We start from the raw sequence: 12,940 nt of genomic DNA, 5'->3' as shown, positions 1-12,940 counted from the left end.
TATTTCGTACCCTGGGACCGTTCATTGCCATTTCAACGATCTTTTCTTTTATTTCTGTATTCCTGGTTTATACTCGTTATAGCGATAATATAGTAATACTAGGGGCAATCACACTAGAATTTCTGTTTAAATTCTTTATCCTACGGTTAACTGTTATAATTCAATGCTTTCAAAATGCCATACACGCTTATTTTCAGGAGGTAATTCCATATAATCATCACCATAGTATTTAGTCAGATAGCTATGGACATTATTTGGGCATTTAAATATCGTATCTTCGAACTTAATCTCTCTAAGAGGAAATATCTCATTATCACTAAATATAATTTTACCAAGGCCCATCTCTATACCCGGACCATAAACATAATCTTTTGTTCTTAAGCTCATGTTGCGGCTTATTTTTTTTGTAGTCGATATAAGAAAATCTTTCGATATAAGTTTTCCAAGAGGTTTTATCAAAGGAAATAATTTTTTAATACCTTTAACCTCAGTAAAAGTAGAAAAATATGATATCACTTTTATAGAAAAGAATATCGACAATATTCTTTCTATATATTTTCTGATGAAATAATGTTTAGAGTACTTATCAAAAGGAAATATGTCTATAAATAATCCATGTGATGAACGTGCATCATAGCATTGATACTTAACTTCAAATTTTTCAATTATTTTTGTGTTTAATATTCTAAGTTTGCACGGAACATTAATATTTATATAATAAGGATCCGACTCTGCAGTTTGCAAGAAATATTTTTCTTTATTAAGTTGCTTATCACAAATTTGAATAAAGCGATTGTAATCCTTTCTTGTCATACCAATATCAATATCATCATCCCAAGATATAAACCTGCCATCTCTTTGAGCACCCAGTAAGGTGCCACTATCTAACCAATAATTAATATTATTCGCAATACAAATTCTATTTATTTCTTTTAAAGCATCAATCATTTTTAGCTGTGCTTGTCTTAATATTTTATTGGTATTATTCATACCTTGATACCTTTTATAAGCTGTTGTATAAATATTTTTGTCATGATTCCGACCTGTATTTGCGGTAGATCTTCCTAATTTTAAGAGAAGGTAGTGATGGCGTTGATAGAGGTAGCTTGTCGATTTTGTGCTTACAAACGAAATCGGCTCGTAAACATGGAAAGAGTTATGCAGGCAATCCACTTTACCACTGCCTTGACTCTCACAAAAAGTTCCAGCTCAATTATCTCTATCAAGTTTATAAAACCAACACTAAGGAAAAAATTGTCGAGATGGCAATGAATGACTCGGGGACCAGGGATACCCCGTGCGAGTTTTTTAATGTGTGTATAACTGTATTCATGCTGATACCCAGAACAGGCCACTGGTATCCCGTACCAACTGTTCATTGCCCTACAACGACTTTTTTTTGTGTCGAATTTATGCACGTTATAGTGATAATTACACTGAAAAACTTTTTTACATGACTGCAGAAGTAGCGGAGGAATCGCCCGTTTTACCTGTATCAAGCTTACGAGCGGGCTCTGTCTAACAACAATATCGACAAGCCACTTTTATCATTTCTCAAAAATGACAGTAACTTATCAAATTAACACTTATGAGTCATCACTTAATTTAATACTATGATGGTGTGACGTTCTTTTTTCTTCAGGTGGGATAAGAAAATAATCAGGGCCATATTGACTTTCCAAATATCCATCTACGTCTCTCGGGCAATTGAACATTTCGTTTTCAAACATGATTTTACTAAGAGGGAATATTTGATCTTCTTTTAACTTAATAGGGTTAAAAGGTGTCTCTATACCTGCACCATACACGTAATTTGTCGTCTTTTTTGACATGAAGTCAGATTGGATATTAACCAATTTTAATAATAAACTTCTTGATATAAATATACTAATAAATTTTATCACAATTGAACGAAAAAAATTTTTGTTCGAACGTTTAGACAATAACTTTATAACAAATAACCACGATAATATTCTTTCTATATATTTTATTTTGAAATTTGATACAGAATACTTATCGTATGGAAATATATCTATATATAAACCATGTTGCGATCGTTCATCATAGAAACAACGCTCAATTTCAATTTTTTCAATTATTTCTGTTTTTAAAATCCTTAATTTACAGGGAATATTAATACTTGAATAAAACACATCTGAGTATGCAGTTTGTAAAAAATATTTTTCTTTATCAATTTCTAACTCGCTCACTTTCAGAAACTTATTATAATCTTTACGAGTCATACCAATGTCGACATCATCATCCCACGGTATGAATTTACCATCTCTTTTAGCACCCAGAAGGGTGCCACCATCTAACCAATAATCGATATTATGCTTAACACAAATTCGATCTATTTCTTTTAAAGCTTCCAATAAAAGTAATTGGGCTTGGCGTAATACTGATTTTTCTATCATTAAGAGGCTCTCAAACCAGATTTATTGTATATTTAAAGGTTTTTTAAAACAAAGTACATATACTTACTGTCCTTTTTCATATTTTGTAATATGAAATCATACTCAAGAACAATAAAATATTTTGAAAAAATTTCAAAGAAATTTTGTATCGTTCTGTATTGAGTATTATAAGGATGAGCTAGCTGCATATCAAAATTTTGTAGAATGATTTTATTGTCTAGAACAGAGACCCCTTCCTGTATAAAAAGGATAACCTTTATAACTTTCACTGATTTTTTTAAAATTACCTCTAATTCTTTATCTAAAAAAAATTGTAATAGAAATTGGATTAATATAAAATCTCCATCATTGCAGATAATGATTAATATTTGAAAAATCGTCGGTAATAAATTTTATTTTTTCTTTCTCATTAACTAATGCATTAGCTAACATAATTTATTGACTGCTAAAATCCATCCCTAAATAGTCTAAATTTAAGCATGTCGCTAAATTGGAAGCATAGCCGCTTCCGCATCCAGGATTAATCATCCTACTGGCTTTAATAGCATGTGAATTAAAAACTTGCTTTATAGCTATAAGCTTATTACTTTTTCTTTCTTCAATTTCGGCATGATTAAAGTGAATATTTAACGAATCTACTTGAAGATCATCATAAAAAGGCTTAACGGGTAATTCCGCCACATCTCTATCATCACATGCTTTATATTTCATTTATGTATATCCCACTAATATATTTAGAAATCACTTGATTTTACGTAAAAGTTAGCTCATCTTTTGGCTCTATAACTTTAGCAACGCCTTCCAGCAGTCGGCAGATATCAGCTGCAGTTAGATTGCCCATAGTGGAGATCCGAAACAGTGTTTTCGATAAATCTCCTTGCCCCGCATAGATCACAAAACCTTCTGCTTTCAATGCATCATGTAACCTGGCATAGGTAAGCCCTGTCGGTAAACGGTAAGCACGTAGCACGACTGATGACTGAGAAATGGGTATGACTGACTCAATTCCGAGCGCCTCCATTCCTGTCCGTACCTGTTCGGCCAGTGCTGAATAATGTTGGTAACGTGCGCTTCGACCGCCCTGTTTTTCGAATTCACGCAGTGCTGCCGCTAACGCATAATAGGCATGTACCGCAGGTGTGAATGGCGTATTACGTTGATCTTGCAAGCGTACCAATCGGACAAGATCAAGATAATAGGTACGACAGGTTGCCTGAATCAGTGCACTACGCCGTACTATCACAAAAGACACACCTGGCACCGCATGCAGGCATTTATTAGCCGTTGCCGCGATGCCGACTAGGCTTTCGTCGGAAAAATCTAATGGTTCCGCACCGAAACTGCTAACCGCATCGACAAGTAACTTGATGCCACGTTCACGACATAATTTGCTCAGAGAGTGCAAATCGTTAAGTCGCCCGGTCGTGGTCTCGTGGTGTACCATGGCCAAATGAGTGAAACGCTGATCTTTAGGTGTCGCATCAAGTTCCGCGGCAATCACATCGAGGTTAGGTTCCTGCATCCAATCACCGACGATCCTGGTATGCACAATATCGTACTGGGCAGCAATTTGTGCGATACGATCACCATAAACACCGTTCTCAACAATGAGCAAGCGACCTGTTTTAGGGATCAATGCCGCCAACATACTTTCAACAGCAGCCGTACCTGATCCTGTGATAAGTACTGCTGCCCACTCTGCGGGATCCAGCGCATAAACCTTTAAGATCCGCATTTTTATCTCATCTTGCAAATCAAAAAATTCGCTTTCACGATGACATAAATCAGGCTGTAATAAACTGCTACGTACAGATTCTGTGAGTGTGACAGGGCCAGGATTGAGTAATAGCATTAGTTAACTCCAGTAGTCGGGTTAATATGTCGCATCAAACGTGTTTTCACCTCAACAGGAGTCATAGAGGGACGGGGTAAACTTTCAGGCATGCCGGTGTTCGTCAACAGGCAGGCAAAACGGGGGCCAGCTAAGGGCGCTGAACTTAACCAAGTATCGATTTCTTCAATATCATCCGTTTCAAGTGACGACACGTAACCGCAGGCCGCGGCAACACCCGCAAATGAGAGATGAGACGACACTGTCGCTTGTCCTCCGGTTGAATTGTGTACGCCATTGTCGAGTAATAGATGTTGCAGGTTGGACAAACCATAAGCACCCACAGTGGCAAATGCTCCCATACGCATCAATGCTGCACCATCACCATCGAGTATCACCACCCTTAAATCTGGGCGTGCCAAGGCGAATCCGAGCGCCAATGGCACCACACAACCCATTGATCCGACCATATATAACTGATTGGGTCGATCGTCGATGGCATACAATACCCGCCCACAAAATCCCGTTGATGCAAAAACCACCGTCGAAACGGTTGGCGTCTGAGTGACCACCTTTTGCAACGCCTGGCATTGTGATGGTCTCGCTGTAGACTCAAGGCCGCGCCATTTCGACACTACGCAGGAGACGGATTTAGTATTCGACACTGTAGTGACACTAGATTTGAGCGGATAAGAAGCCACACTCCCCTTTTGCATCACTAGCGCATAGGGTCGCCCCGTTTTGTCCATATGGGCTATTGCCCTATCCAGAGCTGGGACGATGGCATCAGGCTCGGTAGGAAACACTTCCCAAGGGATCGCCATCTTTTCCAGTATCGCGGGTGTAATCGGACCCATCAATGCATGCTGTGGCTCATCAGCGACACCCGGCTGACCCCGCCAGGTCACGATTAATAACTGTGGCAGACGAAATGTCCACGTCAACGACGTCAAGGGACTGACTGCGTTACCCAGCCCCGAATTTTGCATCATTGTAATACCACGCCGGTGAGACAACCCAGGCGCCCCCGAGAGTGCAACACCCGCAATCAACGCGACGGCATCGCCTTCATTAGCCATGGATACGTAATGTAGAGAGGGGTCTTGCAGCACATAATTGATAAAGGGGGTTAAATAGGAGCACGGCACACCGGCATACCAGTCAAAGCCTTTTTCACGCGCCGCTTCAACAAACTGGCGTGCTTCAATCATCGATCGATCTCCTGTTCGTACGACACATCCTCTATACTTTTTAGCGGCGTCTGCGCATTGGTGAAATCACTGAGATCGTTCACGCTACGCCAATGACCATGCACATAAAGTACTTCTATGGAGGCACCCTCTGCGATCAACGCATTGAGTAGTTCTGGCATACCAAACGTATCGAAATCAGGTTGCCTACGTAGATTTGTTAACACCGTCTTCAATTTGGTTAGCCCTTTACCACGCACATTCAGTAGGCCAATCCAGCGTCCTTGCGCCAGAGTATCTTCAGAAAGCACGGTGGTTAAACCGTTGGTGACATGCTTGAGCAATACCTTTTGACCAAACATGCCTCGATCGTCTTTGACCGTACAGTAAGCGAAATTACGTACAGTACGGTTGTCAGCAACTGTTTGTGACGAATCAACGGCGACACAAAACTCAGCATTGCTCTCGACCAGATCACGTAATACATAGTGACGAAATAATAAATCACCATAGGAGATCACGACATCGCCGTTAAATGTATCGATGGCACAGGCCAGTGATACCAACTCACCGGTTGTTGCGTAACGTTGATTGACGACCAGTTTAATTCCGGTATTATCGATTGCCTCCGTACGATAACCACCGACTACCGTGATGTCATTAATACCCTCTTTTTTAAAACCATCGACCAACCAACGTAACAGCGGTTTACCGGCAATCGGTAACATGACTTTTGGGCGGTCATGCGTGATAGCCTCCAGCTCACGTGCCCCACGACTGGCCGCTAGCACGAGCGCGGCACCGGGGGCATTGGAAGCCGATAAATAAGTTTCTTCAGCGGCAGTGTATTCAGCCGCATCTTGCAGACGAAAAATTTCGTTAACGGAAGCAATGCGATCTTCTACATTGATCAACGTCTGACTTTGATAAATTTCCTTAACGACACTTTGCATGGCTGAGGCTGCTGAACGTACCGAATGGTTTGCCCAGATTACAGTACTGATACCGGCTTGGCGAAAGACGTCGGTCGGTGTGCTGTAGTAGCGGGTTGGCACGATGACCAGTGGGCTACGACCTGCCCACTCACGTGCGAAAGTGACAATTTCGTCCGGTTTTGATAATTTACTGTGGATCAAAATCGCGTCAGCTCCTGCGAGCCGGTAAGCTTCGGCACGGTGTAAGGCTTCATCCATGCCCCAACCGGCAATCAATGCTTCGACACGTGCGACAATGGAAAAATTGGGATCGCTCTGAGTGTCCTTACCGGCTTTAATTTTGCCGACAAATTCTTCGATTTCTGCCAGCGGCTGGCGTTCGCCATTGAGAAAGCTATTGGTTTTTGGAAATTGCTTATCTTCTATGCAAACACCGGCAACGCCCCGTTGTTCAAGCTTACGCACTAAGCGGCGCATATTGTTAAAGTTGCCGTAACCGGTGTCACCATCAAGTAAGATAGGCAGGTTGCTGGCATCAACCATAAACTCAAGCATGTCAACCACTTGGGTCCAACTTGCTTCATTGTTATCGCGGACACCGAATTGCGCTGAAATCGACAGACCCGACGCCCAAATGCCACGAAAACCGGCTTCGCGTACGATACGTGCAGACAAACCATTGTGGGCTTCCATGAGAAATTCAAGTTGATCACTTAACAACATTTGGCGTAATTGCGCGCAATGAGTCTGTGTAACGCGACTTTCGGCAGAGTCAATGGCATCAGTGGGGGAAACGGTATTCATTAAACAATTCCTAATAATGGTTGTAGTTGCGGCAAGACTTCATGGGTTGCACGCATCATATCCTCGGGAAAATCAATTTCTATCCACGGGCACCCTGTGATGTCACTGACATCGAACAGGTGATGACCTTCTTGTAGCAAATCACGTACGGCTTCTTCATGTGGCAGATGTGCACGGTTGCTATCGACATAATGGTTAACGATGGCAGCAAGACGTCGGGCGCTCGACTGATCAAAACGGAAGAAACCAACCGACTCACCAACAGTGTCGTATTGCAGGCCAGCGACGGGTTGCTTACGTAATTCAATGGGTACACCGTCGCGTAAACACAGTTTGACGGGTTCATCACCTGCTTCGAAATCGTAGTCAATGAGTAAACGATTAGCTGATGGCGGATCCGAAACCAAAGCACCTAGGATACGTTCGTCATACAATACATCGGAGTCCATCAGCAACACATCTCCACCCCGAATCAGGGCATCGGTCACAGTGTGAACAGTGAATACACTGCCGAGATCAAAATGTGGATTCAGTACAATTTCAGGGCGTGGTTGCCAACTGAGACGCTGGAGTTCAGCTTCAATCAATTCGTGACGGAAACCCAGTGCTAAAACAATATCGTCGATCCCAACATTTTTGAGTAGCCTAAGGTGCCGTTCGAGTAAACTCATGCCTCCAAATTGCAACAGACACTTCGGTATTTGCTGGTCTTCAGGTTGCTGTAAACGTAAGCCACGACCAGCAGTAAGAATGATGGATCGCATAAAAATATCTCCTGATATAGTTAATGTTTGAATGCTGCCATAGGTGCCGAACCTAACTGACTAGATATCATTTTATAATGATCCAAAGTATCCATTTCAGCCGCTACTGTTTCCGTCACTAAAAATGTTTTTATTTTGAGTTTTTTTAATATAGAAACAGGGATATTGTCCCAATATAATTTTGGATTGATCAGGTTTTTTTCATCTTTTAAATATTCCCACAATTTTTTTTTGATAAGTTGACAGTCTGTTTGAACCCAGTACGAAACACCTAGCAACGAAGGGAGATATTTATTCGTCACCACAATATTCTCGACAAAACCCTCTTCATTTAGACAGGGTACCCATTCATTTTCTTCTGATCTTGACCTTTGAATAATATAATAGCAACTGTACAATGACTGTTGAAAAATATTTTCTAGTAATACCACATCAGCGTCAATAACCAAAGTATCATTGAAAAATTCTTGCGCACAGTATAATGAATAAATACTATTGTATTGTGCGTATTTTTCATTATAAATCAAGTTGCAAGCATGTTTTTCTTTTAAATATTCAAATAAATGATGCATATGTCCGGTAACAATATGAATTTCTATAATGCCAAATTCTTTCAAAGAATTAATTGTTCTTTCAATATTAGGCATACTACCAACAGGCAATAATGCTTTATGATTTTTTTTCGTTATATCGCCAAAACGCGAACCTAAGCCTGCTGCTAGAATAATGGCATTCATTTATTATATCTTAATAATATGGACAAACTTTTAGGATTACTGACGGTTAAGAAAGACCCTATCATAATAATACAGCATAATATAATCAACTGGGCATCGAGTTTATTATTTGATATTGACCAGCCGAATAAAACAGCCCAAACAGCATAAGTAATATTCAGTCCCATCGCACGAATAGGACCAACAAGATTAATAGACCGATAGTAGTAGAGGTAAGAACCCGTTGCTATGAGTGATACCACAACTATCTGTAATATTATTTTTAGATCCATAAAATAATATTCTGTAATATCAGAAAAAGGAATCACGCTTGCAAATAAAAGTACATAGCCAAAAGATGATGAAATTTGTCGAATAAAATAAGCGACATCAGGAGAAATAGATTTTCTCATACCATAAGAACTTATCACTACTTCCAAACCCCAACTGACAGCACACATTAAGGCAAATAAAAGTCCTATCAGACTAAATTCTGAATCTGTCGCAGCACCGTACCCTAAAGTCATCGTGGTAATGATTGATAGAAAAAGCCCTAATACGCCGATTTTATGTAATTTATCTTTTAGAAATAAAAAAGCAATTAAAGCACCAAAAGCAGGATAAGACGCAGAAATAGTCGCTGCATAGCCAACTCCGATGTATTTAATTGCCATAAAATAGCAAGACATACCGATGGGTCCACCACACAGAGCAGCAACAGATATAATTAGTGCTTGACGCTCAGTCAGTGCTTCTTTAACAGGGTACTTTTTTTTGATAAGGTAAAATAGCATGTAACCACTTGATAAAAAATCACTGATAAATGCTAAAATTATAGGAGCAAATAAAAGATTCTGCAGATGTTTGTCTATCAACACCATCCCCACTAAGGTACCACTTGCCCCCCATAAAACGCCAGAGAGTAGGCCATAATAAGTTCCTGCTCTTGTGCTATTTTTCATATTGATATTGATATTGATACATCAGTTGATATGCATTTTTAAATCGATTGATACCATAATCACCAAAATTGTTACCATTTTTTTCTTTTATTGCTGTCCAAAATGTCCACAATACATCCTGAGTAAATTTAAATAACAGTATTTTTTGTCTGGATCTATCTGGAATATTTCCTGCAAAGTAGAAAGTTAAAAAAATTTTCTCTTCCTCAGGGGTAAATTGGCATTCCAAAAAATGTGAGGCTAAATCCCACATTGGATCATTCATGCCAGAATATTCCCAATCAATTAAATAAATTCTATCGCCACTTTTAACAATATTTGCGGCAACTAAATCATTATGACAAGGGCATCTATCTTGATCTAATTTTTGTAAAATTTTCTGTGCTTCATGAAAGTAATCAAAAATAGCCTTGTAATGAGGAAGGCTACAATAGGCATTACCTAAATCTAATAAAATATCTTTATATCTTTTATATTCAGAAAAAACATTAAACTCATTAGCAAATTTAACGTTTGATTGATGCAATCGACGGAAACAAAAACTGATTTTTTCAATATTGTCCTGTTTTCTTACAATACTAGGACTTAATGTTTCTGCATTAGGAATATACGTAGTTATTTTAATGCCTGTAGTACTATCAAAATAAATCGTTTCTGTATTTATACCAATTGTGGCAGCTAATTTGCTGTTGTTCTTTTCATAACTATGGTTGATAAGATGTTCAGTAGCCATACCAGGCAGACGTAAAACGACTTTCATTGTCTCAGTTACCACAAGGTAGTTAGTGTTTGTCATACCACCAATAGGAGTAATATGTACTTTATCTTTTTGACTTAAATTCAGCACCCTAACAAGCAAATTCCTTATAATTTTATTCTCACTACTCACTACTCACTACTCACTATTAATAAATAACTGCCTATTTTATATAGAAAATACATATCATACAAGACTGAATGTTTTATAACGTTCAATGACCATTTTTATTAATTTTTTCTCTTCACCTTGGTAAAATAGTGCCGCTAAAAATAAAGCACCAGCAACTAATAAAGCACATGAAGCCAATATTACCAAATTATTAGTAAAATAAATGAGAACAAATCTACAACAGAAATAAGCTATAGCTAAAAATAGAGCAAGCCACATTCCCCATTTCAATGCACGTAATAAATCTATTGGATAACCTATTTTTCTTAACGCTTGTAAACTGGTTAATAGCATTACCCAATAACTAATTGAAGTAGACAATGCAATACCGAATAATCCCCAATGAAAGATAAAAAGAAATACACTGTTTAGAATTAAATTAGTCATAAAACCCAGCACAGTGCGCCGTACTATTAAGCCAATTTTACGCTCTACTTGGAAAATTTGATCGAAGGGCTTATTAAGAAAAGAAGGTAAAATGACGCCACTGTATGCCATCAAAGCAATAGCAACACTTTGAGTATCCGCTGTGGTGAACAAACCGCGCTCAAGTAACATTGCAATGACGTTTTTACCTGCCACGAGAATAAAGAGAGTGGCACCCAAACTAAAAAAAATCACTAATGCCAATAAATCATTAATTTTTTTTGTTCGTTGTTGTTTGTCAGTTTGTTCTGAAATGACTGTAATAAAAGCACTATCTAAACCAATAACACTAGGTAGCAAATAGATTAGAATCGTGGCATAGAACAATGCTGAAACCATACCGGTAGGTAAAAATGAAACAAATATCTGGTCAGTTAAAACGTAAACATATTGTGCGCTTTGTAGAATAAAGAGTCCAGGTGCCATTACCAGTGATTGACGCACAGTGAGTGAAAAAGGATTACCAAGCGGGAGGAAAAAACGCCAATTCCTCACGAGAAGATATAAAAATGCCCCCATTATCCCAAGACTATAAGACCAAAATAAAACATTGTGCTGTTGATTAAAGAACCCTACACATAGCAATGTAGCCAGTGATAATAAAAATTCAGCTTGATAGAGCGGTGAAAATTGTCGCTTAGCGCGTAAAACAGCACCAATATGCCGAAAAGGGATATAAAAAATAATGGCGGGTAACAACCAAGGAACAGCATCAATCAGAAGTTGCCCTCTCTCCGTTTCAAAGCCAATAGCCAACAGCGGTAATTTATCTCGAAAAAAATAAATCAGTGAAGCCAGTAACAAGGATCCTAGCAAAGTAAGTGTCATATAACCCGATGCAATTTTTTTAAATTCTTCTGTATCTCCTTTTTGCCAACTTTGTACCATATGAGGAACGGCCATGATATCAACCATTTCACCCCAAGAAAGCACCAGGATACCCAGTAACGCCATCATCATAAAAAAACTATCGAGCTGAGCACTCAAGCCAATAACACCAGCGATGATAACATGCTTAGCTAGACCTGATAATTTACTGAATCCTCGCCAGAAAATAGCAGAGTTAATCGATTTTAAAAAAGATTCTGGATACATTAATAAGTTTTCAATAGGTTAATGGAGAATATTCAAGAATATCTGTGGTGAACTTTAGACATGAATTTTTTATTTTATCAGCTTTATCCAATTTACTTGTTGATAGCAAAAACGAGGGTTAATCAGGAAAAAATTCACTACTAATGATCTGCTCAAACGTCCAAGGACAGTGTTTAGGAAATATCGATTGACTCATTTGTGTTTCATTTTCAGCTAATCGGCGCGCAGAAGCATAGGCTTTTTCAAGGTGTTCATTGAGCTTGTTTTTTAGACTCGGAGAGTCGTCGAGACATTCCATTATTTTAGCGCGTTGTTCTTCTATCGTTAATTGCCAACTACGCCCACTTTTTTCCGGTTGATATTGCCATTTTAGGAGGTAAGCAAGTAGAATTTCTAGCCTAGAGCGCAATTCCCTGCGTTCACTGCGTCCCATTGATTCGATCTCCTCCAGGAGGTTTTTCGTGTCTAACTGATTCAGATTGTTAGCGCGGAGCAAATTAGCTTGCTCTTGCGTCCAACCGTGAAAATCGCTGTCATAACGAGTCGCCATCATTTCCTCGGTACTCAAATGTGGTTTTATGGATTTGGGAAAATTATTGCATCACTTATAGTATTTTTGGCAGCACAGTGATGATACTGATAGCGAATACTAATATGCCACCTAATCTCACTGTAAGCTGTACACCGAATTTATCGATTTTTTTGTTAAGTTTTTCAAAATTTATAACCATATCTCTGTGTAACTTATTTATTTCAAAAGAAAAACCACGACGAGCTTTTGTTATGTGTATATATCCGCTTATTTAGTTTTTAAGTCACTGTGTTAGAGCATCAGACACGCTACCGCCCTTGACTTACAGCCGCCAATACGC

At 38.9% G+C, this 12,940-nt stretch carries 13 protein-coding genes; all 13 read right to left on the bottom strand.

Annotated features, from left to right (window positions below):
- Nucleotides 1-153: 153 nt before the first annotated feature.
- The 13 genes from CCS41_RS00920 to CCS41_RS16990 all read right to left on the bottom strand — a co-directional run bounded on the left by CCS41_RS00920 (nucleotide 154) and on the right by CCS41_RS16990 (nucleotide 12,799).
- Entirely contained in the window at nucleotides 154-990 is an 837-nt protein-coding gene (locus CCS41_RS00920; protein WP_072550372.1) for a LicD family protein, read from the bottom strand.
- A 596-nt stretch (nucleotides 991-1,586) separates the two neighbouring features.
- Complete coding sequence (locus tag CCS41_RS00915; RefSeq protein ID WP_240313786.1) at nucleotides 1,587-2,417, bottom strand: LicD family protein; 831 nt, start codon at nucleotides 2,415-2,417, stop codon at nucleotides 1,587-1,589.
- 435 nt (nucleotides 2,418-2,852) lie between these two features.
- Nucleotides 2,853-3,128 carry a hypothetical protein gene (locus tag CCS41_RS00905; protein ID WP_072550374.1) on the bottom strand — a complete coding sequence of 92 codons (276 nt, stop codon included), beginning with the start codon at nucleotides 3,126-3,128 and terminating at the stop codon, nucleotides 2,853-2,855.
- 40 nt (nucleotides 3,129-3,168) lie between these two features.
- Nucleotides 3,169-4,269: a 2-aminoethylphosphonate aminotransferase gene (locus CCS41_RS00900; RefSeq protein ID WP_072550375.1), complete on the bottom strand. Its 1,101-nt coding sequence runs from the start codon at nucleotides 4,267-4,269 to the stop codon at nucleotides 3,169-3,171.
- On the bottom strand, nucleotides 4,269-5,459 hold the full coding sequence (aepY, locus tag CCS41_RS00895; protein WP_072550376.1) for a phosphonopyruvate decarboxylase: 1,191 nt from the start codon (nucleotides 5,457-5,459) through the stop codon (nucleotides 4,269-4,271). The genes CCS41_RS00900 and aepY overlap by 1 nt, the downstream gene beginning before the upstream one ends.
- Complete coding sequence (gene aepX, locus CCS41_RS00890; protein ID WP_072550377.1) at nucleotides 5,456-7,177, bottom strand: phosphoenolpyruvate mutase; 1,722 nt, start codon at nucleotides 7,175-7,177, stop codon at nucleotides 5,456-5,458. Before aepX ends, aepY begins: the two co-directional genes overlap by 4 nt.
- Entirely contained in the window at nucleotides 7,177-7,941 is a 765-nt protein-coding gene (locus tag CCS41_RS00885) for a phosphocholine cytidylyltransferase family protein (RefSeq protein WP_072550378.1), read from the bottom strand. The genes aepX and CCS41_RS00885 overlap by 1 nt, the downstream gene beginning before the upstream one ends.
- A 20-nt stretch (nucleotides 7,942-7,961) precedes the next feature.
- Nucleotides 7,962-8,678: an NTP transferase domain-containing protein gene (locus CCS41_RS00880; RefSeq protein WP_072550379.1), complete on the bottom strand. Its 717-nt coding sequence runs from the start codon at nucleotides 8,676-8,678 to the stop codon at nucleotides 7,962-7,964.
- Nucleotides 8,675-9,619 carry a DMT family transporter gene (locus CCS41_RS00875; protein ID WP_083429608.1) on the bottom strand — a complete coding sequence of 315 codons (945 nt, stop codon included), beginning with the start codon at nucleotides 9,617-9,619 and terminating at the stop codon, nucleotides 8,675-8,677. Before CCS41_RS00875 ends, CCS41_RS00880 begins: the two co-directional genes overlap by 4 nt.
- Complete coding sequence (locus CCS41_RS00870; protein ID WP_240313785.1) at nucleotides 9,609-10,466, bottom strand: choline kinase family protein; 858 nt, start codon at nucleotides 10,464-10,466, stop codon at nucleotides 9,609-9,611. Before CCS41_RS00870 ends, CCS41_RS00875 begins: the two co-directional genes overlap by 11 nt.
- A gap of 96 nt (nucleotides 10,467-10,562) precedes the next feature.
- Nucleotides 10,563-12,068, bottom strand: coding sequence for a lipid II flippase MurJ (locus CCS41_RS00865; protein ID WP_072550382.1), 1,506 nt, complete (start codon nucleotides 12,066-12,068; stop codon nucleotides 10,563-10,565).
- Nucleotides 12,069-12,186: 118 nt separating this feature from the next.
- The gene (locus CCS41_RS00860) at nucleotides 12,187-12,618 is read right to left on the bottom strand and encodes a DUF29 domain-containing protein (RefSeq protein ID WP_072550383.1); all 432 of its coding nucleotides are present in this window, start codon (nucleotides 12,616-12,618) and stop codon (nucleotides 12,187-12,189) included.
- A gap of 55 nt (nucleotides 12,619-12,673) precedes the next feature.
- Nucleotides 12,674-12,799, bottom strand: a complete 126-nt coding sequence (locus CCS41_RS16990; RefSeq protein ID WP_275887664.1) for a hypothetical protein — start codon at nucleotides 12,797-12,799, stop codon at nucleotides 12,674-12,676.
- Nucleotides 12,800-12,940 lie beyond the last annotated feature (141 nt).

The sequence above is a fragment of the Candidatus Fukatsuia symbiotica genome, assembly GCF_003122425.1.
GTDB lineage: Bacteria > Pseudomonadota > Gammaproteobacteria > Enterobacterales > Enterobacteriaceae > Fukatsuia > Fukatsuia symbiotica.
Note: the sequence above shows the minus strand (reverse complement) of the source record. Positions and strands in the feature narration are given on the sequence as shown.

Bases quoted from the DNA above. Each gene is read 5' to 3' on its own strand.
- CCS41_RS00865 (WP_072550382.1), bottom strand. From the start codon at position 12,068: ATGTATCCAGAATCTTTTTTAAAATCGATTAACTCTGCTATTTTCTGG.
- CCS41_RS00900 (WP_072550375.1), bottom strand. From the start codon at position 4,269: ATGCTATTACTCAATCCTGGCCCTGTCACACTCACAGAATCTGTACGT.
- aepY (WP_072550376.1), bottom strand. From the start codon at position 5,459: ATGATTGAAGCACGCCAGTTTGTTGAAGCGGCGCGTGAAAAAGGCTTT.
- CCS41_RS00915 (WP_240313786.1), bottom strand. From the start codon at position 2,417: ATGATAGAAAAATCAGTATTACGCCAAGCCCAATTACTTTTATTGGAA.
- CCS41_RS00905 (WP_072550374.1), bottom strand. From the start codon at position 3,128: ATGAAATATAAAGCATGTGATGATAGAGATGTGGCGGAATTACCCGTT.
- CCS41_RS00885 (WP_072550378.1), bottom strand. From the start codon at position 7,941: ATGCGATCCATCATTCTTACTGCTGGTCGTGGCTTACGTTTACAGCAA.
- CCS41_RS00875 (WP_083429608.1), bottom strand. From the start codon at position 9,619: ATGAAAAATAGCACAAGAGCAGGAACTTATTATGGCCTACTCTCTGGC.
- CCS41_RS00880 (WP_072550379.1), bottom strand. From the start codon at position 8,678: ATGAATGCCATTATTCTAGCAGCAGGCTTAGGTTCGCGTTTTGGCGAT.
- CCS41_RS00860 (WP_072550383.1), bottom strand. From the start codon at position 12,618: ATGGCGACTCGTTATGACAGCGATTTTCACGGTTGGACGCAAGAGCAA.
- CCS41_RS16990 (WP_275887664.1), bottom strand. From the start codon at position 12,799: ATGGTTATAAATTTTGAAAAACTTAACAAAAAAATCGATAAATTCGGT.
- CCS41_RS00920 (WP_072550372.1), bottom strand. From the start codon at position 990: ATGAATAATACCAATAAAATATTAAGACAAGCACAGCTAAAAATGATT.
- aepX (WP_072550377.1), bottom strand. From the start codon at position 7,177: ATGAATACCGTTTCCCCCACTGATGCCATTGACTCTGCCGAAAGTCGC.